This window comes from Pseudomonas sp. GW821-FHT02B10, from assembly GCF_059421865.1.
In genome coordinates this window covers 470,870-497,866 of sequence record NZ_JBWKVU010000004.1, presented here as the reverse complement: position 1 = coordinate 497,866, position 26,997 = coordinate 470,870, and the positions used below count along the sequence as shown (strand labels likewise).

Annotated in this window: 9 protein-coding genes; 3 read left to right on the top strand and 6 right to left on the bottom strand. The window is 64.0% G+C overall.

Annotation, left to right across the window (positions count from 1 at the left end):
- The first annotated feature begins 16 nt into the window (after nucleotides 1–16).
- The 3 genes from AC07VU_RS12575 to AC07VU_RS12565 all read left to right on the top strand — a co-directional run bounded on the left by AC07VU_RS12575 (nucleotide 17) and on the right by AC07VU_RS12565 (nucleotide 17,760).
- On the top strand, nucleotides 17–4,681 hold the full coding sequence (locus AC07VU_RS12575) for a T1SS-143 repeat domain-containing protein (RefSeq protein ID WP_495029956.1): 4,665 nt from the start codon (nucleotides 17–19) through the stop codon (nucleotides 4,679–4,681).
- Nucleotides 4,682–4,954: 273 nt separating this feature from the next.
- Nucleotides 4,955–9,544 (top strand): T1SS-143 repeat domain-containing protein, encoded by a 4,590-nt coding sequence (locus tag AC07VU_RS12570; protein WP_495029955.1) that lies wholly within the window; start codon nucleotides 4,955–4,957, stop codon nucleotides 9,542–9,544.
- A 329-nt stretch (nucleotides 9,545–9,873) separates the two neighbouring features.
- Nucleotides 9,874–17,760: a beta strand repeat-containing protein gene (locus AC07VU_RS12565; protein ID WP_495029954.1), complete on the top strand. Its 7,887-nt coding sequence runs from the start codon at nucleotides 9,874–9,876 to the stop codon at nucleotides 17,758–17,760.
- Nucleotides 17,761–18,004: 244 nt separating this feature from the next.
- On the opposite strand, the gene AC07VU_RS12560 is transcribed toward AC07VU_RS12565, so the two are convergent.
- From AC07VU_RS12560 to AC07VU_RS12535, 6 genes are all read right to left on the bottom strand, one after another.
- Entirely contained in the window at nucleotides 18,005–18,721 is a 717-nt protein-coding gene (locus AC07VU_RS12560; protein ID WP_495029953.1) for a response regulator transcription factor, read from the bottom strand.
- Nucleotides 18,722–19,294: 573 nt separating this feature from the next.
- On the bottom strand, nucleotides 19,295–20,692 hold the full coding sequence (locus AC07VU_RS12555; RefSeq protein WP_495029952.1) for a TolC family outer membrane protein: 1,398 nt from the start codon (nucleotides 20,690–20,692) through the stop codon (nucleotides 19,295–19,297).
- Nucleotides 20,693–20,695: 3 nt separating this feature from the next.
- On the bottom strand, nucleotides 20,696–22,009 hold the full coding sequence (locus AC07VU_RS12550; RefSeq protein WP_495029951.1) for an HlyD family type I secretion periplasmic adaptor subunit: 1,314 nt from the start codon (nucleotides 22,007–22,009) through the stop codon (nucleotides 20,696–20,698).
- Entirely contained in the window at nucleotides 22,002–23,777 is a 1,776-nt protein-coding gene (locus tag AC07VU_RS12545; protein WP_495029950.1) for a type I secretion system permease/ATPase, read from the bottom strand. Before AC07VU_RS12545 ends, AC07VU_RS12550 begins: the two co-directional genes overlap by 8 nt.
- A gap of 448 nt (nucleotides 23,778–24,225) precedes the next feature.
- Complete coding sequence (tagQ, locus tag AC07VU_RS12540) at nucleotides 24,226–25,164, bottom strand: type VI secretion system-associated lipoprotein TagQ (protein ID WP_274303652.1); 939 nt, start codon at nucleotides 25,162–25,164, stop codon at nucleotides 24,226–24,228.
- Between the two features lie 144 nt (nucleotides 25,165–25,308).
- Nucleotides 25,309–26,973 (bottom strand): formylglycine-generating enzyme family protein, encoded by a 1,665-nt coding sequence (locus tag AC07VU_RS12535; protein ID WP_495029949.1) that lies wholly within the window; start codon nucleotides 26,971–26,973, stop codon nucleotides 25,309–25,311.
- Nucleotides 26,974–26,997: the final 24 nt, after the last annotated feature.

The following is a 26,997-nucleotide window of genomic DNA, read 5'->3' as shown; positions in this document are numbered from 1 at the left end:
TGCCTAGGAGCATGTCATGACCACACCCCAATCCCCCACCACCGACCTGACCGCTGATACCTCTCCCGATCTGTACCCCGTCTTCCCCAGCGACGACACACTGACCATCACCGCCCTGGCGGATGGTGCTCCGCTCGTGGTAGCGACCGGAACCAACGTTGCCCTGGACGAAACCAGCGGGTTGCAGAACGCCACGGCCACGCCAGACCCAACGGGGGACGCCGACGACAATGACATCCTGCTGGCCGCCCTGCCCTCGGCCTTCGCCACCCGGCTGACCGCCCTTGGGGCCGGTACCGCAACGGACGCCGCCCTGAGTGGCTACACCGGCGCCGTGGGCGACACCGGCAGCAATGCCTTCACCCTCAACCTGGCGCCCGGCGCGATCAATGTCGATATCAGCTTCACCGACAGCCTGGGCGCGGCGCTCAATGGCCTGGACAGCGGGCTGGATACCCTCGATGGCATCGACATCCTTCTGTATACCGATACCGACAACAACATCCTGCTGGGCCGGGCCGGCGGCCCTGCCGGCGCGATCGTGTTCGCCGCCTATATCGAGGAAACCGGGTCGCCGCTGTCGGGCGGCAAGATCTGGACCGTGGAATACCAACCGCTCAAACATCCGGACGCCAACAACCCGGACGATGCCCTCAATCTGCTGAACAAGGTGTTTATCGGCGCCAGCCAGGACCTGACGTTCAACCTGGCCAATGCGCCTTCCGGGCAGAACCTGTTCCTGATGTTCACCAAGGCCAGCCCGACGGTGGTCGACGACGGCGGCGTATTGCGGATCAGCGACCCGACGATCATCGCCACCGGCAAGGACCCCGCCGACCAGTCATCGGGCGTCAACATCAGCACCGGCGACACCATCAACACCAGCCAGGCCGGTGGCCCGACCACCTTCGGCACCAATAGCCAGATGATCACGGAACAGGAAGGCATTCGTTTTACCTTCGTCACCGGCGCCCGGCAGGACATGACCATTCCCAACCTGGATCAGAACGAAGCCGATGTCGAAGCCAACATCGACTTCACCGCAATGTTTAATGCCAAGGCGGCCAATTTCGATATCGTGCAGCTGCAAAGCGGCAAGAGTGCGGTGGTCAAGATCAGTGCCTTCAACACCGCGGTCGAAAGTGGCGCGAGTTTCGTCAACGGCTATGCGAACGATACGTTGGTGGCCATCACCAATGTTCGCGTGATCAACAACGCCACCGGACTGGTGATCGAAAATTCGGACGGCTCGGTGAATGACACGAGCATCCTCATCAGCTTTGATGGCGGCGTGGCCACCGTCACCGGCATCAAGGCCGGCTACAAGATCGAATACACCACCACCTCGAACCACAACCGCGTACTGATCGAGAACGGCGCGGCGCTCGACGCCAAGGGCAATACCCACGCCGACTTCGATATCGGTGGTCTCACCCTGCGCCAGGCCTCCACCACGACCGCCGAAATCGGCTCGCATATGATCTTCGAGGACGATGGACCGGCAGCGGCCGGAACCGCCGTGGCGGGCACCGTCGACGAGGACGGCCTGGCCAGCGGTGTGGCCGGCGGTGTCGGTGACGTGGCCGGCGAGGCCACCGTGGCCAGCGGCAGCGTCAGCGGGATCTTCCAGCCCGGCGTCGATGTGCCGCTGAGCTATGCCTTGGCGAGCGATACCAGCGGCCTGCCGGCATTGAGCTCGGGCGGGGTGGCGCTGGTCTACAGCGTGGTCGGCAATACCCTGACCGCCAAGGCCGGCGTCGTCGATGTGTTCACCTTCAGCCTCAGCACGTCGGGTACCTACACCTTTACCCTGCTGCAGCACCTGGATCACGCCGCCGGCAACGACGAGAACGACATCACGATCAACCTGGGCTCGTTGTTGCGGGCCACCGACAAGGACGGCGATACGGTCACCGCGGCGGCCGAGAAACTGGTGATCACCGTCGATGACGATACCCCCACCGCGACCGGGACCGCCGTGACCGGCACCGTCGACGAGGACGGCCTGGCCAATGGCATCGCCGGTGGTGTCGGTGATGTGGCGGGTCAGGCCACCAATGCCAGCGGCAGCGTCACCGGTATCTTCCAATCCGGGGCCGACGTGCCGCTGAGTTATACCCTGTTGAGCGATACCAGCGGTCTGCCAGCCCTGACGTCTGGCGCAGTGGCACTGGTGTACAGCGTGGCGGGCGATACCCTGACCGCCAAGGCCGGCGCCGTCGATGTGTTCACCTTCAGCCTCAGCACCGCCGGTGCCTACAGCTTCACCCTGCTCAAGCCTCTGGATCACGCGGCCGGCAATAACGAGAACGACATCACGATCAACCTGGGTTCGTTGCTGCGGGCCACCGACAAGGACGGCGACACGGTAACGGCCGCGGCCGAGAAGCTGGTGATCATCGTCGATGACGATACGCCCACCGCAACCGGGACCGCCGTGACCGGCACCGTCGATGAAGACGGCCTGGCCAGTGGCATCGCCGGTGGCGTCGGCGACGTGGCTGGCGAAGCAACGACTGCCAACGGCAGCGTCATCGGTATCTTCCAGTCCGGGGCCGACGTGCCACTGACCTATTCCCTGTCGAGTAATACCAGCGGCCTGCCGGCCCTGACGTCTGGCGCAGTGGCATTGGTCTATAGCGTCGCCGGCGACACCCTGACCGCCAAGGCCGGCGCCGTCGATGTATTCACCTTCAGCCTCAGCGCGGCGGGTGCCTACAGCTTCACCCTGCTCAAGCCCCTGGATCACCCCGCAGGCAATAACGAAAACGACATCACCCTCAACCTCGGCACGCTGTTGCAAGCCACGGATAAAGATGGCGACACGGTGACGGCCGCGGCCGAGAAACTGGTGATCACCGTCGATGACGATACGCCCACCGCAACCGGGACCGCCGCGGCCGGCACCGTCGACGAGGACGGCCTGGCCAACGGTATTGCCGGTGGTGTCGGCGATGTAGCGGGTCAGGCAACTGTCGCCAGCGGCAGCGTGAGCGGGATCTTCCAGTCGGGGGCCGACGTGCCGCTGAGCTATTCCCTGTCGAGCAACACCAGCGGCTTGCCAGCCCTGAGTTCCGGCGGGGTGGCACTGACCTACAGCGTCCTGGGCAATACCCTGACCGCCAAGGCCGGCGTGACGGATGTGTTCACCCTCAGCCTGACGGTAGCGGGTGCCTACACCTTCACCCTGCTCAAGCCTCTGGATCACGCGGCCGGCAATGACGAGAACGACCTCACCCTCAACCTCGGCACACTATTGCAGGCCACCGACAAGGATGGCGACACAGTGACTGCCGCGGCCGACAAGCTGGTGATCACCGTCGATGACGACACCCCGACCCTGGCCTTCGGCAACCTGATCGGCACCGGGACCGACCATGCGCAACAAGGTTACTGGAGCATAGGACCCGGTGCCGACGGACTAGGGGCGGCCGGCCTGGATATTTCCCTGGTGAACGACCTGTTCACCCTGGTCCGGCCGGATAACACCACCACCACCGGCACCGGTACGCTGGTCGAGCAGTCGCCTTCGCCGGATGGCAATGGCGCCTACCAGTTCGCGGGCACCCTGACCGGTGACTTCGACAACAACGCGACCACGGCCAACACCACCGTCCACTACACCCTGACCGCCAACGCCAACGGCACCTATGCCCTGGACCTGGAGGAAGGCTTCCGCTCGACCGTGATCCTCAGCAGTGCCGACGGCTCGCTGGATGCCGGTGGCCCGGACCCTGTGCGCACGTTGACCATCGGCACCGAGGATGTGGTGTTCTTCGGCGCCAATCCGCTGGCGCCGCAAACCGGCGCGAACAGCATCCTCACCGGCATCGGGCTTGGCGCGCCCGACCCTACCGAAGCGCAGTTGCAGACCAATCCCCTGCCGTCCTACATCGGCTCGGCGGCCATGAACGTCAGCACGTCCGGCATCGGTATCGCCAACAACAACCTGGAGGGCAACACCACGGCGGGCATCAACGCTGGTGACGAGAGTTTCGTCATCAACCCCGAAACCTTGTTGACGGCCATGAGGATCTTTATCGACAACTCGGTGCAGGGCTACGACCCGGCCACCGAAGAGCTGTACTACACGATCTACTACGACAACGGCACAACCTCGGGCGCGCCCATCAAGGTGCTGGCCGCCGACCTGCACGCGGAGGCGGGAGGACAGAAGTCCTTCCTCGTGGAGTGGGACGATTCCCACCTGATCGACGCGGTCCAGCTCACCATGGGCAAGGGTACGATAAAGGTCCCGGTGATCCAGTTCATTCAGGAGACCCAGAACCTGGCCAGCGATATCCAGCTGGCGTTCAACGCCACGACCACAGACAAGGATGGCGACACGGCGACCAGCGCGTTCGACGCCAACCTGTTCGCCAACGACCCGAGCGACCAGACCTTCGACTTCAGGCTGGTGGGCACCGCCGGTGAACGGGATGCCTTCAACATCGACCTGTCGGTGGCCGAGAACCAGTACCAGGTCACTGGCTTCGATGCCGGCCCGGGCCAACGGGATGCGGTGGTGCTCATTGGTGACGCGGGCGCCACTGTGCAGTCGATCGACAATGCCAGCAACGACAGCATCGTGACGATTGCCGAGACCGGCGGACAGCTGACGACCATCACCCTGCTCGGGGTCGACCTGCTCAATACCGACATTGTGATGGCCAGCGTCTGAAACCTGACGCATCAAACCCGTGCGAGGGTGGCCTGGAAACCGCCCTCGCTTTTTTTTGCCGCGCCGCACGCTCAAGCGGCGCAAGGTCTGAAGAGCACGTCCTGGACCGGCACCTTCTCCTCCCTCCGCTGCCCTCCCGGATAGGCTGAAACTCCCAGGCCGCCCAGGAGTATCGGCCAATGCGCAACCTCCTGTGCATCCCCATAGTTGTGACATCTGCCAGCAGAGGGCCCGGGTGCGGCCCCAACGACTGGAACTGCCTAGGAGAATGTCATGACCACCCTGCAAGAAAACCTATCCCTCACGAGCGACCCGCTCGTGGTAGCGACCGGCGTCAACGTTGCGCTGGACGAAACCACCGGGCTGCAGAACGCTACCGCCACGCCAGCCCCTGCGGGAGACGCCGACGACAATGACATCCTGCTGGCCGCCCTGCCCTCGGCCTTCGCCACCCGGCTGACCACCCTCGGCGCGGGTACCGCGACGGACGCCGCCTTGAGCGGCTATACCGGTGCCGTGGGCGACACCGGCAGCAATGCCTTCACCCTCAACCTGGCGCCCGGTGCGATCAATGTCGATATCAGCTTCACCGACAGCCTGGGCGCTCCGCTCGATGGCCTGGACAGCGGCCTGGACACCCTCGATGGCATCGACATCCTTCTGTATACCGATACCGACAACAACATCCTGCTAGGCCGGGCCGGCGGCCCTGATGGCGCGATCGTATTCGCCGCCTATATCGAAGAAACCGGGTCGCCACTGTCGGGCGGCAAGATCTGGACCGTGGAATATCAACCGCTCAAGCACCCGGATGCCAGTAATCCGGACGATGCCCTCAATCTGCTGAACAAGGTGTTTATCGGCGCCAGCCAGGACCTGACGTTCAACCTGGCCAATGCGCCTTCCGGGCAGAACCTGTTCCTGATGTTCACCAAGGCCAACCCGACGGTGGTCGACGATGGCGGTGTACTGCGGATCAGCGACCCGACGATCATCGCCACCGGCAAGGACCCCGCCGACGAATCGACGGGCGTCAATATCAATACCGGTGACACCATCAACACCAGCCAGGCCGGTGGCCCGACCACCTTCGGCACCAACAACCAGATGATCGTGGAACAGGAAGGTATCCGCTTTACCTTCGTCACCGGCGCCCGGCAGGACGTGACTGTTCCCAACCTGGATCAGAACGAAGCCGACGTCGAAGCCAATATCGACTACACCGCGATGTTTAATGCGACGACCGCCAGTTTCGATGTCGTGCAGTTGCAAAGCGGCAAGAGTGCGGTGGTCAAGATCAGTGCCTTCAGCACCGCGGTTGAAACCGGCGCAGACTTCGTCAACGGCTATGCGAACGATACCTCGGTGGCCGTTATCAGTGTTCGCGTGATCAACAACGCCACCGGGCTGGTGATCGAGAACTCCGACGGATCGGTGAATGATCCGAGCATTGCCATCAGCTTCGATGGCGGCGTGGCCACTGTCACCGGCGTCAAGGCCGGCTACCAGATCGAATACACCACCAGTGCGGACCACAACCGCGTACTGGTCGAGAACGGCGCCGCCCTGGACGCCAAGGGCAATGACCACGCCGACTTCGACATCGGTGGCTTCACCCTGCGCCAAGCCACCACCGCGACCGCCGAAATCGGCTCGAAGATGATCTTCGAGGACGATGGGCCGGCCGCAGCCGGAACCGCTGAGGCCGGCACCGTCGACGAAGACGGCCTGGCCAATGGCATCCCCGGCGGTGTCGGCGACGTACCTGGCGAATCCACCACCGCCAGCGGCAACGTGACGGGCATCTTCCAGTCCGGCGTCGATGTGCCGCTGAGCTATGCCTTGTCCACCGACACCAGCGGCCTGCCGGCGCTGACTTCCGGTGGCGTGGCGCTGGTGTACAGCGTGGTGGGCGACACCCTGACCGCCAAGGCGGGCGCAATCGATGTGTTCACCTTCAGCCTCAGCGCGGCGGGTGCCTACAGCTTCACCCTGCTGCAACCGCTGGATCATCCAGCCGGCAACGATGAAAACGACATCACCCTCAACCTGGGTAGCCTGCTGCAGGCCACCGACAAGGACGGCGACACGGTAACGGCCGCCGCCGAGAAGCTGGTGATCACCGTCGATGACGATACGCCAACCGCCACCGGGACCGCCGCGACCGGCACCGTCGATGAAGACGGCCTGGCCAACGGCATCGCCGGGGGTGTCGGTGATGTGGCGGGTGAATCCACCACGGCCAGCGGCAACGTCACGGGTATCTTCCAGTCCGGGGCCGACGTACCGCTGACTTATGCCTTGTCGAGCGATACCAGTGGCTTGCCAGCCCTGAGTTCGGGCGGGGTCGCGCTGGTCTACAGCGTTGCCGGTGACACCCTGACCGCCAAGGCCGGCGCCGTCGATGTGTTCACCTTCAGCCTTAGCGCCGCGGGTGCCTACAGCTTCACCCTGCTGCAACCGCTGGATCATCCAGCGGGCAACGACGAGAACGACATCACGATCAACCTCGGCACCTTGCTGCAAGCCACCGACAAGGACGGCGATACGGTAACGGCCGCCGCCGAGAAACTGGTGATCACCGTCGATGACGACACACCCACCGCAACCGGAACCGCCGAGGCCGGAACCGTCGATGAAGACGGATTGGCCAATGGTATTGCCGGTGGTGTCGGTGATGTGCCTGGCGAGATCACCACCGCCAGCGGCAGCGTCAGCGGGATCTTCCAGCCCGGTGCCGATGGACTGCTGAATTACGCCTTGTCGAGTGACACCAGCGGCCTGCCGGCCCTCAGTTCGGGCGGGGTGGCGCTGGTCTATAGCGTCGCCGGCGACACCCTGACCGCCAAGGCCGGCGCCGTCGATGTGTTCACCTTCAGCCTCAGCGCGGCGGGTGCCTATAGCTTCACCCTCCTGCAACCGCTGGATCATCCGGCCGGCAATGATGAAAACGACATCACCCTCAACCTCGGCACGCTGTTGCAAGCCACGGATAAAGATGGCGACACAGTGACCGCCGCGCCCGAGAAACTGGTGATTACCGTCGATGACGACACGCCCACCGCCAATGGCACCGCCGAGGCCGGCACCGTCGATGAGGACGGCCTAGCCAATGGCATCGCCGGAGGTGTCGGGGATGTGGCGGGCGAAGCGACGACAGCCAACGGCAGCGTCACGGGCATCTTCCAGTCCGGGGCCGACGTACCGCTGACTTACGCCCTGTCGAGTGACACCAGCGGCCTGCCGGCCTTGAGTTCGGGCGGTGTGGCGCTGACCTACAGCGTTGCCGGCGATACCCTCACCGCCAAGGCCGGCGCGGTCAATGTGTTCACCTTCAGCCTCAATGCCGCGGGGGCCTATGCCTTCACCCTGCTGCAGCCCCTGGATCACGCGGCGGGCAACGACGAGAACGACATCACCCTTAATCTGGGTAGCTTGCTGCAAGCCACCGACAAGGACGGCGACACGGTGACCGCCGCGGCCGACAAACTGGTGATCACCGTCGATGACGACACCCCGACCCTGGCCTTCGGCAACCTGATCGGCACCGGTACCCAGCTGGCGCAACAAGGCTACTGGAACCTGGGGTCTGGCGCCGACGGGCTGGATGCCAACGGCCTGGACATCTCGCTGGTGAACGACCAGTTCACCCTGGTCCGGCCGGACGACACGACCACAACCGGCACCGGTACGCTGGTCGAACAGTCGCCGTCACCGGACGCCAATGGCGCCTACCAGTTCGCGGGCACCTTGACCGGTGACTTCGACAACAATGCGGCCACCGCGGACACCACCATCCACTACACCCTGAGCGCCTATGCCAATGGCACCTACGCCCTGGACCTGGAGGAAGGCTTCCGCTCGACCGTGGTCCTCAGCAGTGCCGACGGCTCGCTGGATGCCGGTGGCCCGGACCCTGTGCGCACGTTGACCATCGGCACCGAGGATGTGGTGTTCTTCGGCGCGAATCCGCTGGCGCCGCAAACCGGCGCGAACAGCATCCTCACCGGCATCGGGCTCGGAGCACCCGACCCTACCGAAGCGCAGTTGCAGACCAACCCGCTGCCGTCCTACATCGGCTCGGCGGCCTTGAACGTCAGCACCTCCGGCATCGGCATCGCCAACAACAACCTGGAGGGCAACAACACGGCGGGCATCAATGCCGGTGACGAGAGTTTCGTGGTCAACCCCGAGACGCTGCTGACGGCCATGAAGGTCTATATCGACAACTCGGTGCAGGGCTACAACCCGGCCACCGAAGAGCTGTACTACACGATCTACTACGACAACGGCACGACCTCGGGCGCGCCCATCAAGGTCCAGGCCGCCGACCTGCAGGCGGAGGCCGGAGGCCAGACCTCCTTCACGGTAGAGTGGGACGGCACCCACCTGATCGACGCGGTCCAGCTGACGATGGGCAAGGGTACGATCAAGATCCCGGTGATCGAGTTCATTCACGAGACCCAGAACCTGGCCAGCGATATCCAGCTGGCGTTCAACGCGACGGTGACGGACAAGGACGGCGATACGGCCACCAGCGCGTTCGACGCCAACCTGTTCGCCAACGACCCGGCCAACGCGCTTTTCGACTTCAGGCTGGTGGGCACCACGGGTGAGCGGGATGCCTTCAACATCGACCTGTCGGCCGCCGAGAACCAGTACCAGGTCACAGGCTTCGATGCGGGCGCCGGCCAGCGCGATGCGGTGGTGCTCATTGGTGACGCGGGGGCCGTTGTGCAGTCGGTCGACAACGCCGGCAGCGACAGCATCGTGACGGTGGCCGAAACGGGCGGACAGATCACCACCATTACCCTGGTCGGGGTCGATCTGCTCAATACCGACATTGTGATGGGCAGCGTCTGAAACCTCGCACAGGCGAATGAAAGCGAGGGTGGCCTGGAAACCACCCTCGCTTTTTTTTGCGCGCCCATATGAGAACCGCGGCGAGCGCTCGAGCCGCTCGACGACGGCCTGTGGCCGCCATCGCGGGCTACCCAAAAGCCCCCCTCGGGGTTCAGTTGGCGAGCGCTGTTTTGCCTTATCCCGCCTCCCCTGCCGAATAGGCTGAAACTCCCATCCGGCCTGGGAGTATCGGCCAATGCGCAACCTGCGCGGCATCCCCATAGTGGTTGCATCTGCCAACAGAGGGCCCAGCTGCGGCCTCAACGACTGGTATTGCACAGGAGAACGTCATGATCACTTCTAAAACAACCACATCTCCCACGAACGACCTGAACGCCGACACCAGTACCGCTCTCTACCCCGTTTTCTCCAGCGACGACACGCTGACCCTCAGCACCGCCCAGGCCAACGGCACTGCGCCCGTGGTGACCGGTGCAAGCGTGACCCTGGACGAAACCAGCGGATTGCAGAATGCCACCACCACGCCGAGCCCGACAGGAGACGCTGACGACAATGACATTCTGTTGTCCGCCCTGCCCTCGACCTTCGCCACCCGCCTGACCGCCCTTGGCGCCGGTACCGCCATGGACGCCGCCTTGAGCGGCTATACCGGTGCCGTGGGCGATACCGGCAGCAATGCCTTCACCCTCAACCTGACACCCGGTACCAACGTCCTCGATATCAAGTTCACCGACAGCCTGGGCGCGGCGCTCAACGGCCTGGACAGCGGGCTGGATACCCTCGATGGCACCAGCATCCTGCTGTATACCGATACCAACAACAACATCCTGCTGGGCCGGGCCGGCGGCCCTGACGGCGCGATCGTGTTCGCCGCCTATATCGAGGAAACCGGATCGCCGGTCAGCGGCGGCAAGATCTGGACCGTGGAATACCAACCGCTCAAGCACCCGGACGCGAGTAATCCGGACGATGCCCTCAGCCTGCTGGACAAGGTGTTCGTCAGCGCCCTCAAGGACGGATTCGACCTGACCAACGCCCCCTCCGGGCAGAACCTGTTCCTGATGTTCACCGGGTCGAACCCGACGGTGGTCAACGACGGCGGTGTGTTGCGGGTCAGCGATCCGACGATCATCGCCACCGGTAAAGACCCTGCGGACCAGTCATCGGGCGCCAACATCAACACCGGTGACACCATCAACACCAGCCAGGGCGGTGGCCCGACCACCATTGGTACCAACAACCAGATGATCGTGGAACAGGAAGGCATCCGCCTGACCTTCGTCACCGGCGCCCGGCTGGATGTGACCGTTCCCAACCTGAGCCAGAACGAAGCCGACGTCGAAGCCAACATCGACTACACCGCGATGTTTAATGCGACGACCGCCAGTTTCGATGTCGTGCAGTTGCAAGGCGGCAAGACCGCGATGGTCAAGATCAGTGCCTACAGCACTGCGGTTGAAACCGGCGTGAATTTCATCAATGGTTATGCGAACGATGCATCGGTGGCCATCACCAATGTGCGCATCTTCGATAAAAGCACCGGGCTGGTGATCGAGAACTCCGACGGCTCGGTGAACGATCCGAACATTGCCATCAGCTTTACCGGCGGCGTGGCCACGGTCACCGGCGTCAAGGCCGGCTACCAGATCGAATACACCACCAGCGCGGATCACAACCGCGTGCTGATCGAGAACGGGGCCGCCGTCAACGCCAGGGGCGATAACCACGCCGACTTCGATATCGGTGGTTTCTCGCTGCGCCACCCCTCCACGATCACCACCGAAATCGGCTCGCAGATGATCTTCGAGGACGATGGACCGTCAGCGGCCGGCACCGCGGCGGCCGGCACCGTCGATGAAGACGGCCTGGCCAATGGCATCCCCGGCGGTGTCGGCGACGTGCCTGGCGAGGTCACCAGCGTCAGCGGCAGCGTGACTGCCATCTTCCAGTCCGGCGTCGATGTGCCGCTGACTTACTCCTTGTCGAGTGATACCAGCGGCCTGCCTGCCCTGACGTCAGGCGGCGTCGCACTGGTGTACAGCGTGGTGGGCGACACCCTGACCGCCAAGGCGGGCGCCGTCGATGTGTTCACCTTCAGCCTCAGCACCGCCGGTGCCTATAGCTTTACCCTGCTGCAACCGCTGGATCACCCAGCGGGCAACGATGAAAACGACATCACCCTCAACCTGGGAACCCTGCTGAAGGCCACGGATAAGGATGGCGACACCGTGACGGCCGCCGCCGAGAAGCTGGTGATCACCGTCGATGACGATACGCCCACCGCGACCGGCGTCGCCGCGGCCGACACCGTCGACGAGGATGGCCTGGCCAATGGCATTGCCGGCGGTGTCGGCGATGTGGCGGGTGAAGCAACGACGGCCAGCGGCACCGTCACGGGCATCTTCCAGTCCGGGGCCGATGTACCGCTGAGCTATGCCCTGTCGAGCGACACCAGCGGCCTGCCAGCCCTGACCTCCGGTGGAGTGGCGCTGGTGTATAGCGTGGTCGGCGACACCCTGACCGCCAAGGCGGGTGCCGTCGATGTGTTCACCTTCAGCCTCAGCGCGGCGGGTGCCTATAGCTTCACCCTGCTGCAACCGCTGGATCATCCAGCCGGTAACGATGAAAACGACATCACCCTCAACCTGGGCGCAATGCTGCAAGCCACCGACAAGGATGGCGATACGGTAACGGCCGCGGCCGAGAAACTGGTGATCACCGTCGATGACGACACCCCAACCGCCGCCGGAACCGCCGAAGCCGGAACCGTCGATGAGGACGGCCTGGCCAACGGCATCGCCGGTGGTGTGGGTGACGTGGCGGGCGAAGCAACGACGGCCAGCGGCAATGTCACGGGCATCTTCCAGTCCGGGGCCGATGTGCCGCTGAGCTATGCCCTGTCGAGCGATACCAGCGGCCTGCCAGCCCTGACATCCGGCGGAGTGGCCCTGGTGTACAGCGTCGCGGGTGACACCCTGACCGCCAAGGCCGGCGCGGTCGATGTATTCACCTTCAGCCTCAGCGCGGCGGGCGCCTACAGCTTTACCCTGCTGCAGCCGCTGGATCACCCGGCGGGCGACGATGAAAACGACATCACCCTTAACCTGGGTGCAATGCTGCAAGCCACGGACAAGGACGGCGATACGGTAACGGCTGCCGCCGAAAAACTGGTGATCACCGTCGATGACGACACCCCAACCGCCACCGGAACCGCGGAAGCTGGAACCGTCGATGAAGACGGCCTGGCCAATGGCATCGCCGGTGGTGTCGGCGATGTGCCCGGAGAAGCCACCACGGCCAGCGGCAATGTGACTGCCATCTTCCAATCCGGTGCCGACGTGCCGCTGACTTACTCCCTGTCGAGCGATACCAGTGGCCTGCCAGCCCTGACGTCCGGCGGAGTGGCACTGCTGTACAGCGTCGCCGGTGACACCCTCACCGCCAATGCAGGCGTGGGTGGCGCCGAGGTATTCACCTTCAGCTTCAGTGCCGCCGGTGCCTACAGCTTTACCCTGCTGCAGCCGCTGGATCACCCAGCGGGCAATGATGAAAACGACATCACCCTCAACCTGGGAACCCTGTTGCAAGCGACCGACAAGGACGGCGATACGGTGACGGCTGCCGCCGAGAAACTGGTGATCACCATCGATGACGACACCCCAACCGCCACCGGCACCGCCGAAGCGGGCACTGTCGATGAAGACGGCCTGGCCAACGGCATCGCCGGTGGTGTCGGCGACGTGGCGGGCGAGGCCACCACCGCCAGCGGCGACGTCACGGGTATCTTCCAGTCGGGTGCCGACGTACCGCTGACTTACGCCTTGGCGAGCGATACCAGTGGCCTGCCAGCGCTGAGTTCGGGCGGAGTCGCCCTTGTCTATAGCGTTGCCGGCGACACCCTGACGGCCAAGGCGGGCGCAACCGATGTATTCACCTTCAGCCTCAATGCTGCGGGTGACTACAGCTTTACCCTGCTGCAACCGCTGGATCATCCGGCCGGTAACGATGAAAACGACATCACGCTCAACCTGGGCGCGATGCTGCAAGCCACCGACAAGGATGGCGATACGGTAACGGCCGCGGCCGAGAAACTGGTGATCACCGTCGATGACGACACCCCAACCGCCGCCGGAACCGCCGAAGCGGGCACTGTCGATGAAGACGGCCTGGCCAACGGCATCGCCGGTGGTGTGGGTGACGTGGCGGGCGAAGCAACGACGGCCAGCGGCAACGTCACGGGCATCTTCCAGTCCGGGGCCGATGTGCCGCTGAGCTATGCCCTGTCGAGCGATACCAGCGGCCTGCCAGCCCTGACATCCGGCGGAGTGGCCCTGGTCTACAGCGTCGCCGGTGACACCCTGACGGCCAAGGCAGGCGCGGTCGATGTATTCACCTTCAGCCTCAGCGCGGCGGGCGCCTACAGCTTTACCCTGCTGCAGCCGCTGGATCACCCGGCGGGCGACGATGAAAACGACATCACCCTCAACCTGGGCGCGATGTTGCAAGCCACCGACAAGGATGGCGACACGGTAACCGCCGCGGCCGAGAAACTGGTGATTACCGTCGATGACGACACGCCCACCGCAACCGGAACTGCCGCGGCCGGCACCGTCGATGAGGACGGCCTGGCCAATGGCATTGCCGGTGGTGTGGGCGACGTGGCCGGTGAGGCCACCGTGGCCAATGGCAGCGTCAGCGGTATCTTCCAGTCGGGTGCCGACGTACCGCTGACTTACGCCTTGTCGAGCGATACCAGCGGTCTGCCAGCCCTGACGTCTGGCGGAGTGGCACTGGTCTACAGCGTCGCTGGCGACACCCTGACGGCCAAGGCTGGCGCGGTCGATGTATTCACCTTCAGCCTCAGTGCCGCCGGTGACTACAGCTTTACCCTGCTGCAGCCCCTGGACCATCCAGCGGGCAACGATGAAAACGACATCACCCTCAACCTGGGAACCCTGCTGAAGGCCACGGATAAGGATGGCGACACCGTGACCGCCGCGGCGGAAAAACTGGTGATCACCGTCGATGACGACACACCTACAGCCGCCGGAACCGCGGAGGCCGGCACCGTCGATGAGGACGGCCTGGCCAATGGTATTGCCGGCGGTGTCGGTGACGTGGCCGGTGAAGCCACCAATGCCAGCGGCAGCGTGACGGGTATCTTCCAGTCCGGTGCCGACGTACCGCTGACTTACTCCTTGTCGAGTGATACCAGCGGTCTGCCAGCCCTGAGTTCGGGCGGAGTGGCACTGGTCTACAGCGTCGCTGGCGATACCCTGACGGCCAAGGCGGGCGCAACCGATGTATTCACCTTCAGCCTTAGCGCCGCAGGTGACTACAGCTTTACCCTGCTGCAGCCCCTGGACCATCCAGCCGGCAACGATGAAAACGACATCACCCTCAACCTGGGCACCTTGCTGCAGGCCACGGACAAGGATGGCGACACCGTGACCGCCGCGGCGGAAAAACTGGTGATCACCGTCGATGACGACACACCTACAGCCGCCGGAACCGCGGAGGCCGGCACCGTCGATGAGGACGGCCTGGCCAATGGCATCGCCGGTGGTGTCGGCGATGTGCCCGGAGAAGCCACCACGGCCAGCGGCAATGTGACTGCCATCTTCCAATCCGGTGCCGACGTGCCGCTGACTTACTCCCTGTCGAGCGATACCAGTGGCCTGCCAGCCCTGAGTTCGGGCGGAGTGGCGCTGGTGTACAGCGTCGCCGGTGACACCCTCACCGCCAATGCAGGCGTGGGTGGCGCCGAGGTATTCACCTTCAGCTTCAGTGCCGCCGGTGCCTACAGCTTTACCCTGCTGCAGCCGCTGGATCACCCGGCCGGAAATGACGAAAACGACATCACGATCAACCTGGGTACGATGCTGCAAGCCACGGATAAGGATGGCGATACGGTGACCGCCGCGGCCGACAAGCTGGTGATCACCATCGATGACGACACGCCAACGGCGAATGGCACCGCTGGGGCCGGCACTGTCGATGAGGACGGCCTGGCCAACGGTATTGCCGGTGGTGTGGGCGACGTGGCTGGCGAAGCCACCACGGCCAGCGGCAGCGTGACCGGTATCTTCCAGTCCGGCGCCGACATACCGCTGACTTACGCCTTGTCGAGCGACACCAGCGGTCTGCCAGCCCTGAGCTCGGGTGGAGTCGCGCTGGTCTATAGCGTTGCCGGCGACACCTTGAGCGCCAAGGCGGGCGCAACCGATGTATTCACCTTCAGCCTCAATGCTGCGGGTGACTACAGCTTCACCCTGCTCCAGCCCCTGGATCATCCAGCGGGCAACGATGAAAACGACATCACCCTCAACCTGGGCACCTTGCTGCAGGCCACCGACAAGGATGGCGACACGGTAACGGCCGCCGCCGAGAAACTGGTGATCACCGTCGATGACGACACGCCAACGGCGAATGGCAGCGCCGAGGCCGGCACCGTCGACGAGGACGGCCTGGCCAATGGCATCGCCGGGGGTATCGGCGACGTACCGGGCGAGGTCACCACGGTCAGCGGCAACGTCAGCGGCATCTTCCAGTCCGGGGCCGACGTACCGCTGAGCTACTCCTTGTCGAGTAACACCAGCGGCTTGCCAGCCCTGAGCTCCGGCGGAGTGGCACTGACCTACAGCGTCCTGGGCAGCACCCTGACCGCCAAGGCCGGCGCGACTGACGTGTTCACCCTCAGCCTGACGGTAGCGGGTGCCTACACCTTCAGCCTGCTCCAGGCCCTGGATCACGCGGCCGGTAACGACGAGAACGACCTGACGATCAACCTGGGCAGCCTGCTGCAAGCCACCGACAAGGACGGCGACACGGTGACCGCCGCGGCCGACAAACTGGTGATCACCGTCGATGACGACACCCCGACCCTGGCCTTCGGCAACCTGATCGGCACGGGGACCGACCAGGCGCAACAAGGCTACTGGAACATGGCGGCCGGCGCCGACGGGCTGGGTGCGGCCGGGCTGGACATCTCGCTGGTGAACGGCCAGTTCACCCTGGTCCGGCCGGACGATACGACCACCACCGGCACCGGTACGCTGGTCGAGCAGTCGCCGTCACCGGACGCCAATGGCGCGTATCAGTTCGCGGGCACCTTGACCGGTGACTTCGACAACAACGCGGCGACCGCGGACACCACCGTCCACTACACCCTGAGCGCCTATGCCAACGGCACTTATGCGCTGGACCTGGAGGAAGGCTTCCGCTCGACCATCGTCCTCAGCAGTGCCGACGGCTCGCTGGATGCCGGTGGCCCGGACCCGGTGCGTACGCTGACCATCGGTAGCGAGGACATCGTGTTCTTCGGCGCCAACCCGCTGGCTCCGGCAAGCGGCGCGAACAGCATTCAGACCGGCATCGGGCTTGGAGCGTCCGACCCTACCGAAGCGCAGTTGCAAACCAACCCTCTGCCGTCGTTCATCGGCTCGTCGGCCTTGAACGTCAGCACGGCCGGTATCGGCATCGCCAACAACCTGCTCCAGGGCGACAACCAGGCGGCGATCGGCGCGGCCGATGAAAGCTTCGTGGTCAACCCGCAAAGCCTGCTGACGAGCATGAAGGTGTTTATCGACAACTCCGTGGGCGGTTACAACACGGCCACCGAGGACCTGTACTACAGGGTCTTCTACGAAGATGGCACCTTCTCCAACCTGATCGAGGTCAACACCCTGACGCCAGAGGCCGGTGGACAGGTGTCCTTCACCGTCGAGCAATCGGCTACATCGTTGATCGATGCGGTCCAGCTGACGATGGCCCGGGGCGAGATCAAGATCCCGACGATCGAGTTCACCCACGAGACCGAGAGCCTGGCCAGCGACGTCAAGCTGGCGTTCAACGCGACGGTGACGGACAAGGATGGCGACACGGCGACCAGCGCGTTCGACGCCAACCTGTTCGCCAACGACACGACCGACGTGCTCTTCGACTTCAGGCTGGTGGGCACCACGGGTGAGCGGGATGCCTTCAACATCGACCTGTCGGTCGCCGAGAACCAGTACCAGGTCACAGGCTTCGATGCCGGAGCCGGCCAGCGCGATGCAGTGGTGCTCATTGGTGACCCGGGCGCCACTGTGCAGTCGATCAACAACGCCGGCGCCGACAGCATCGTGACGGTGGCCGAGACGGGCGGACAGATAACGACCATTACCCTGGTCGGAGTCGATCTGCTCAATACCGATATCGTAATGGGCAGCGTCTGAAACCTCGCACATGCGAATGAAAGCGAGGGTGGCCTGGAAACCACCCTCGCTTTTTTTTGCCCCTACCGTCCGAAACGCTCTCACTCACCTCCACGCCAAACGCCCAGGCAGCCCAAGGCTCACAGAGCACGGCGACATGCCTGCGCATTCATGGGGCAGGAAACGACGAGAACGGCATCACCCTCGATCCGGGCAGCCTGGACAGCGGCAAGGGCAGCCACAGGGCTGCCTTGTCTTGATCAGCTCATTTCAGTTCCACCCACGTGGAGTCGGGCGGTTCTTCGTTGTCGGTGAGCCCGTGCTTGAGGGCGTACATCAGCAAGTCGATGCGGTTGATCAGGTTGAGCTTCTGATAAATGTTGCTGAGGTGGTTGTGCACGGTGTGCTCACTGATGCCCAGGCGCTCGGCGATGCTCATGTATTTGGCGGAAGGGTCGCCGACGATGGCGCGAATCAGTTCCCGCTCGCGCAATGTCAGCCGCGCCTGCTTCGCCTGCTCCAGGTTGCATCGCACGGGTACATGCCGGGTCGCGGCATAGCCGGAAAGCCCGCCGGACCAGGCGCGGTCCAGTCCAGCGTCGTGATGGTGGACCTTGATGATGGCCCGGATGATCGATTCCGTCGGGTCTTCCGCCAGCACGATGCCGCGCGCGCCCGCCTCGATCGCCTGGGCAACCGGGACGGATTCGTACAGGCCTTTGAGCACCAGCAATTTCATTTCCGGGCTGCGGGTCAGCCCTGCGACGACCTCCAGGGGGTTCAGCGCATCCGGAAAGAAACTGAAAAAGATCACATTGGGACGCAGCTGATCGGCAAGGTCCAGCGCATTGGTGTAGGTGGTGGCCTGGCCACTCACCTCCATCCGGGGCCTCCTCGCATTGATCAAATCATGGAGCCCCATAAGCACGAGGGGGCGGCAATCGATCAGCATCACGCGTATCGTTTTTGTATGGTCTGGCATGATCTTCCTGCCTCCCCTTGAAAAACGATGACCTTCATACGCGTTGGCCTTCCTTGATCGGCCACTCGCTCTTGAAGGACGGATGCGAGCGCCGAAAGGCTCTGAAACGTGCCCGCCCGGGTCTTGGCGACCCGGGGTACAGGCAGACGTTGCGGAGGTTTCCCGAAGCCGGGCAAAGCTATTGAAACTGCACAAATAAGAATAACTATCAATAGTTTGCATGTGCTGCAGGGCATCCGCGAGCCCTCAATTGAGTCTAGGCCAGCCCACTGCGCTGCCTGCCAACCCATCCGTCGGTCTTCGACTCAAGCCGGATGTGGGTCGCGTGATCGATGCTCCCCCAAGGCGCCCTGCCCCCCGCAAATCAAAGTCTTAGGCGCGCCACGAGCGAGCGGCGGGCAAAGTCGGACCCCACCAGGCTCGTCAAGTAACAGACGAATGGCGCGCAGATAAGTCAGTAGGCAATGAGAGCGTCAATTTATCGACGGGGCCGGCAGCGCCATTAAATCACCGGTTCAACGCCGGTCCTCTGCGCAAGCGATTCTTCAGCCGGGGCAGAAATGCCCCGGTGTCTTACTCCTGGTCCTCGATGCCAACGCCCATGGCCTGGCCGGCACTACCGGGACTCAGCCAGGCATTCACATTTTCGACACTTTCGACCGGTGGTTTTCCCGCCCAGCGATTGAGGGTGAAGACGTTGCTGAGGAACTCGTATTGCGTCTTGAGCAGGTCGCGCCGGGCGCGGAACTCGTTGCGCACGCTGGTCAGTACATCGACGGCATTGACCATGCCGTAGCTCAGCCCCTTCTCCGCCGCCACCCTGGACAGCTGTGCCGAGGCCAGGGCCGAACGACTGGCGTCGATCTTCTCGCCGTTCGAATTGGCGGTCAGGTAGGCACTGGTGATCTCCTTGACCACCCGGCGCCGGATCGCTTCCAACTGCTGCTCGGCGACCAGTTGGTCCTGGTAGAGCCCACGGACCCGCGCCGAGGTCGAGCCGCCGCTGTACAGCGGCACCTGGACGCCGATGCCGGCGACATAGCTGTCGGTGCGGGGCGCCAGGGTATTGTTGTAGCCCTCGTTGGTCTGTTGCGCGCTGAGGTTCAGGCTCACCGTCGGATAGTGCCCGCCCTTGCCACTGCGCAACGCTGCGTTCGCGGCTTCGGCGCCGCTTTCGCTGGCCTTGAGCGTCGGGTTCAGCTCCATGCCATCACGCACCCAGGACTCCAGGCTCTGCGCCGAAACCCGCAGTTGCACGCCATCGCGAATCCGGTTGAGCTTCTCCTTGACCGGACGGCCGACAAGCTCCGCCAGCGCCTCGCGACTGATGCGGGCCTGGTTGCGGGCATCCAGTTCCTGGGCCGCGAGCAGGTCCACCCGGGCCTTGAGGTCGAGCTGGTCGGTAATCATCGCCATCTGCTTTTCGTACAACGCATTGACCCGGTCCAGGCTCTTTTGCGTGGTCCGGCGCTCGGCCCTCACCAGCTCCAGCTCATCCTCGGCCGCCAGCGCGGTGAAGTAACGCCGCGCCAGCTCCACCGCGGCCTCGGCCTGGGCGTCCAGCGCTTCGGACTCGGATTGCTTGGCCAGGCTCTTGAACTTCTGGTAGTTCTCCCACGCAGCCTTGTTGTAGAGGTACTGGCGCAGCACCAGGCTGTAGCTTTCGCTATCGAAGCTGCGCTGCTGTATCAGGTCGTTTTCCTGGTGGATCCGGTTCGTCCCGGCATTCAGCGACAGTTGCGGCAACAGCGCCCCCAGCGCCTCGCGTTGATGCTCCTGGCCCGCCTGCGCTTGCGCAAAAGAGGCCAGGACCTGTGGGTCTTCCAGACGCGCCTCGCGATACAACTGCATGAGGTCGGTGGAATAGGTCGAGGCATTGACCCCGGTCGACGTTACCGCAACGGTTTGCGCCAAGGCGGCCCCCGCTGCCAGCATGAATGCACTCCCTAGCAGAACTGACGACGCTCCCACGGGTCACTCCTCGATCATTGATTGAGACATCACATCCCGGGCCGGCTGCATCAGGTACTGCAACAGCGTGCGTTGCCCGGTAACGATCAGCACGTCCGCCGGCATCCCCGGCAACAACTTGCGCTCCCCCAAGGTACGCACGCCGTGCTCGGTGACCCGGACCCGCGCCAGGTAATAGGCGGTCCCGGTCTTTTCGTTGGTCAACCGGTCACCCGAGACGCTGCTGACCTCGCCTTCGATCACCGGCGTGGTCGAGCTCTTGAACGCGCCGAAACGGATATCGGCGCGCTTGCCAATGGCGATACGGTCGATGTCCACCGGCGCCACCTGGGCCTCGATGACCAGTTCGGACACCGAGGGCACGATGTCCAGCAAGGGCGTCGCCGAACGCACGACACCGCCAATGGTGTGCACGGTCATACCAATCACCATGCCGGCGTCGGGGGCGCGGATGACAATGCGGCTGAGGCGGTCTTCCAGGGCCGAGTTCTTCTCTTGCAGGTCGTAGATCTTGGTCTGCACCTCGGCCAGCTGCTTGGCCACGTCGGAATCGAAATCCTTGTCGACCTGGAGGATCTGCAACTGGGTTTCGTTGATCTGCAGACGGATCCTGTCGATGGTGGAACGGTGATCGGCCACCTCCGACCTGAGCATCCCCAGCTTGCGGTCCTGCTCGAGCAGGCGTTGCTTGTCGACGAACCCCTGCTTGAGCAGGTCGGACAATTCGCCGATTTCACCGCTGTAGGATTTCTCCAGGCGCACCTTGACCGCGATCATCGATTCCAGGCCCTTGATCTGCTGGTGCAATTGGCCGATGCGCTCGCGCAGCACCGCGATCTGGCCCAGCCGCGAGCCCCGCCGCGCGTTGAATACCTGGGTCTCGCCCTGGCGCGCTTCCTCTCCCCGCACGCTGGCCGAATCGCTCATCGGTCCGAAGTCGATCGCCGGCAACCCATCGCGCTCGGCAATCAGCCTCGACTCCATGGCCCTGGCCGCGATCAGCAGGCTTTGGGTCGCCTCGTACTCGGAGCGCAGCTGGGCATCGTCGAGGATGATCAGCGGATCGTCGCGCTTGACGATGTCGCCATCATGGGCCAGCACCGATTTGACGATGCCGCCTTCCAGGTGCTGGACCGTCTTGCGGTAAGTCTGCACGGTGACCACCCCCGGCGCGTAGGCGGCACCGTCCAGGGGCGCGAGTGCCGCCCAGGTGCCGAACAGGCCGAAGGTCACGCCGACAATGCCCATGCCCAGGCGGTGGGCCTTGCGATCGGACACCGGCAGGTCGGAAAAGCTTTCGATTTGACGACTAGGCATAGGATTCACCGCCATCGTCCTTGCGGGCATCGATCGACGCCACGTTGGTCACCACCGGTACTGGCCCGGCATGTTTGGGTACCGGCGGTTGCTGCCCGCTGAGTTCGGCCAGGACTTCCTCGCGCGGCCCGTAAAGGCCGACCATCCCGGCTTTCATCACCAGCAGCCGGTCGAGTTGCGACACGATGTTGGTGCGATGGGTAATCACGAACAGGGTCGCGCCGGTGTGCTTGATCTGCCCGATGGCGGCCGCCAGGGCACGATCGCCGACCTCGTCGAGATTGGAATTGGGTTCGTCGAGAATGATCAGCCGCGGGTTGCCGTACAGCGCGCGGGCCAGCCCGATGCGCTGGCGCTGCCCTGCCGAGAGCATGAAGCCCTCGCTGCCGATGACGGTGTCGTAGCCATCGGGCAACAGCAGGATCATTTCGTGGACGCCAGCGGTCCTGGCGGCCTGGATGACCTTCGCCGAATCGATCTCGGCGAAGCGGGCGATGTTCTCGGCGATGCTGCCCTCGAACAATTCGATGTCCTGGGGCAGGTAACCGATATACGGGCCAAGCTCATGCTTGTCCCAGGTACTGATGTCCGCGCCATCCAGCCGGACCACCCCATGCTGCGGCGGCCAGACGCCGATCAGCGCCCTGGCCAGGGTCGACTTGCCCGAGGCGCTCGGGCCGATGATGCCCACCACGCAACCGGCCGGTACGCTGAAACTGATGTTCTTGAGGATCGGGGTGCTCGAGCCAGGCGCCGTGACAATCAGGTTCTCGACCTGCACCTGGCCCTCAGGCGCGGGTAAGGACAGACGCTCGGGTTGCGCCTGTTGCTTGCCAAGGATGTCATTCAAGCGGTTGTACTGCGAACGGGCCGCGATAAAGCCCTTCCAGCTGCCGATCATCAGGTCGATGGGCGCCAGTGCCCGCCCCAGCAGCACGGCCCCGGCGAACACCAGGCCGGCCCCCACCTGATGGTCCACCGCCAGGTAGGCCCCCAGGCCCAGCACCAGCGATTGCACCAGCAGGCGGAAAGTCCGCGAAAGCGTGGTGACCATGCCCCCGCGGTCGCTCGCCAGGGATTGCAGCAGCAGAACGTTTCTTTGCCGGCGCCCCCAGCGATCCATCAGGGTTTCCAGCATGCCCATGGACTCGATGACTTCGGCGTTGCGCAGGTTCTTGGTGGTATGGAGGGTCGCGCCGATATGCTCCCTGTTGGCCTGGGCCAGTACCGGCCCCGTGAGCTTCTCGTTGACGAAGGCGAGCACTATCAACAGCAGCGCGCTGCCCGTCGCGACCCAGCCGAACCAGGGGTGGAACAGGAACATCACGGCGATATAGATCGGCAGCCAGGGTGCGTCGAAAAAGGCGAACAGACCGCTGCTGGAAAGAAACTGGCGCAAGCCCGTCAGGTCGTTGAGCGACTGGGCCGAGGCATCCATGCCGCCGCTGTCCAGGGCCCGTTTGAAACTGGCCTTGTAGACCTGGCGACTGAGCAGCACATCCAGCCGGGTACTGACCCGGACCATGATGCGCGAACGAACCCATTCCAGGGAGCCGAGGGTGATCACCAGCAGGGTCATGATCAGCGTCAACATGGTCAGGGTGGTCAGGCTGCCGCTGGTCATCACCCGTCCATACACCTGAAGCATGTAGAAGGTCGGGACCAGCATCAGCGCATTGATGAAGAAACTGAAAAAGCCGACGAAAACAAAGCTGTCTCTACAGACCTTCAACGCATTTTTCAGACTGTTTTCTGGTGTGCTTTGCATTGAAACCTCTGCTCGAAAGGCCAGCCTTTGTGGAGCTTAGATCACGCCGGACAGCTGCGCGCAGCCATTGGCCGGATCGCCTCGGACAACCGGCATGCCCCCGGCAACGGCCCGGCGCGCGAGCACGCACAAGAGCCTCGCGGCTTGGAGACCGGAGGGCTCTGGCACGGGCTATTGGCGCCATAGTGGGCGGCTGGAAGGTGGCTGCTGCAGGGGCGGGACAGGCTTTCCAGGCGCGCGACAGGTTCGCCGCACACCTGCTCCGCCCTGGAGAATCCTATTGTCGGTAGCGACAGCTGCAATGCGCACAGCGCCTGGGTATCCCGATGAGTCTAGTTACTGGATTGGCCGGCCGGCCTTGCGATGACCAGCGGTGTGCTCGTAGCGGATATCGGGTAGGCGGGACTGATGATCGGCATAGACAGGATCCCGCTCCCCCTTTCCCGCATCAGGCTTTCGAGCAGGCAGGCGGTGCCCAGTCACCCATGTCGGGGTTGCTGCACACGTCGTTGACCATGGTCTGGCCACGGGCAGCGATTTTCTGGCCTTCCTCACGCTTGGCCGTGGCTTGCTGCAAGGTGCGCTCGGTGGTGACGGCTTCCTTGGGCACATTCGTCTTCGTCGCTGTCTTGGTGCTGGCCTTCTTGCTGGCCGCCTTCTTATCGGTGGCGGCCGGAGGCTTCACGGCGGCCACCTGAGCAACGTCCTGGCGTTGCACACCGACCGTCTGCAGGTCTTTCTCATAGGCTTGGGTGTAGACATCGATGCTCTCGCCGGCACGCCCGTCCGCGGCGGCCATCAGCGCATTGGTTTCCTTCAGGCCGCTGACGATCTCGGCCAAGCGCAGGCGCCCTTCACTGTCGCTGATCTTCTTCGCCTTGCGCGCATTGAGCAGTGAGGTGAACTCACGCTGGTAGCAGTTCTGCGCGGTACGGGTGTAGCTGATGCTGCGGTCGATTTCGCCGGTACTCTGACCGATGTCGCTGGCGTAGGAAGCAATACGCGCACGGTCGTCGCTGATCTGCTTCTGGCGTTCGCTGTAGTAGCCGGTCGCGCCCCCGACCAGGGCCCCGGCGGCGGCGCCTATCAGGGCATTGCGGCCGGCATCGCCGCTATTGCCGACCAGGGCCCCGGTCAGGCCGCCGAGCAGGCCACCGGCAATGGCGCCGGTGGCCACCGACTTGGTCATCGACTTGTCGGAACTGCGCAGCTGGCTGACCGGCTCATAGCATTGCGGGTAGTACTCGACCTTGGTTTGGGCCGCGACCTTCGAGCTTGGAGCCCCGAAGCCCGCGCATCCGCCCAGCAGCACTGCGCAGCAGACCGCGGTAGGCAACGGCAGGGTACGAGCAAGGGTCGAAGCGCAGTTCTTGAGTGAAGTATCCATGGTCATGTCTCTCCTTTTTGTGCGTATCAATTGCGTTTCGGCTTCGGCGCAGAGTGAGCGCTGTCCCACGTGAGCGAAGCCTGCCGACGCTACATCCAGCCTAGCGGGTCTTCGCCGCCACCGACGACCGTTCCGACACCCTGCTCAGGGTCCAAGAAGCTCCTTCAGGATCGTCTCCGGATCGGCTCGGTGCTGCTGGCGAAACTGCCCCACGTGCCTGACGAAAAGCGTGGCACGGGCCATGAGGCTTTTTCCCAGCACCGGTTTGTGATTGAGCTCTTCCCGGGTCCGCTGGAACTGCGTCTGGATCACTTCGTCGGTGTAGCGCGTTCCGGTTGCCAGGTTGTCGATGTAGATCGCCAGGGCACCCTCGAGCGCACTGCGCCCATTGGCGATGGCCGTTTCATAGAGCTTGGCGGTGGCTTCGTCCTGGGCGGCCCGCGCCTGATCGCGATCCTTCTTCAGGTTGGTCAGGCGAATGTTGTAGTTGTTGACCGTCTCGGCCACCAGGGCCGCCGACTGGATCAGGTTGCCTGCGGCCTCCTCGCGCTGCCGGGCGATCAGCGACACATTGCGCTTGAGCTCTTCGTTCACCCGCGCCAGGCGGGCCTGCAGGTTCGGATCGGTGCTGCTGGCAATGAGACTGTCCAGTAACTGGGTTGGGTCTTCGGCAGCCTCGATTTCATCGGTCAGGCCTGCCAGGCGGCCTTCCTTCTGCCACTGCTCGAACAGTTCCTCATAGCGTGAGCGCGGTGCCGACAGCGCGCCCAGGGCCACCCGGAAACCGGTGGTGGCGTTGCGCTGTTCGCTGCCGTCGGCGGCGAACAGCGGGTATTCCCGGCGCATACCGGTGAACAGCGTCAGCTCGCCTTCCAGGTAGTTGCCGCCCTTGACCACAAAGCCGCCGTAACTGCCCTGGCGGCGACCGGCATGGACCAGCTGGAAGGACTCCTGGACCATCTCCGCGGCATTGCCGATCACGTCGAACAGTCCCAACGGATTGGGCTTTTTCAGCCCGACCGGCAACAGCCGCGCGCCCTGCCCCGTGCCCCCGGCGACCTGGCTGAACACCGCCCAGTCCCCTAGCGGGCCATCGCTGTCGCTGCCTTGCACCTTGCGCGGAAACAAGCGCGCCTCCAGCGCCTGGCGGCTGACCGCATGGCCACCGCGGGCAGCGAATTCCCACTCCACTTCGGTCGGCAGGCGGACGAAGCCCATCCCGCCGTCCTCGGCCGCTTTGCCGCGGCCGCTGACCGGCAACCGGTCGCGGTGGTGCTTGAGCAACCAGGCGCTGTACACCGCGGCAAAGCGCTCGGCCTCGAGGCGCGACAGCTTGACCTTGGGCAAGCGCGCGGACATGTCGCTCATGGGCGCACAGGCCGGTGCCTCGCCCTGCCCCGCCAAGGCCGCCTCCTGGGCCATGACCAGGGCGTATTGGCGCTCGGTGACCTCGTATTTGCCGACAAAATAGAACATCGGCTTGAGCAGGCTGTCGGCCTCGCTCTTGGGCAGGGTCGGGGCGATTCGGGCTTGCCAGTCGGCCGACAGATCATCGAGGACGAACTGACCGTTGATGTAGTCGCGCCGATAACCGGAGATGAAGGATTGCCGGTAGCCCGGATCGTCATCGCTGAAGGGATAGCCAAGATTGACCTCACGGTCGTCCAGGGTGCCCTTGGCGAGGACATAGACGTAGCGGAACACCAATTCGCCTTCGCAAGGCAGCGGCAGGCTGAGGTCATCGGGCAGCGGTTTCGGGTTATCCGCAGGGGCGTCCTGCGCCTGCGCCGCGCCGGCCAGCGCCAGCATGACCAGAGCCTTCAGCCAGACCAA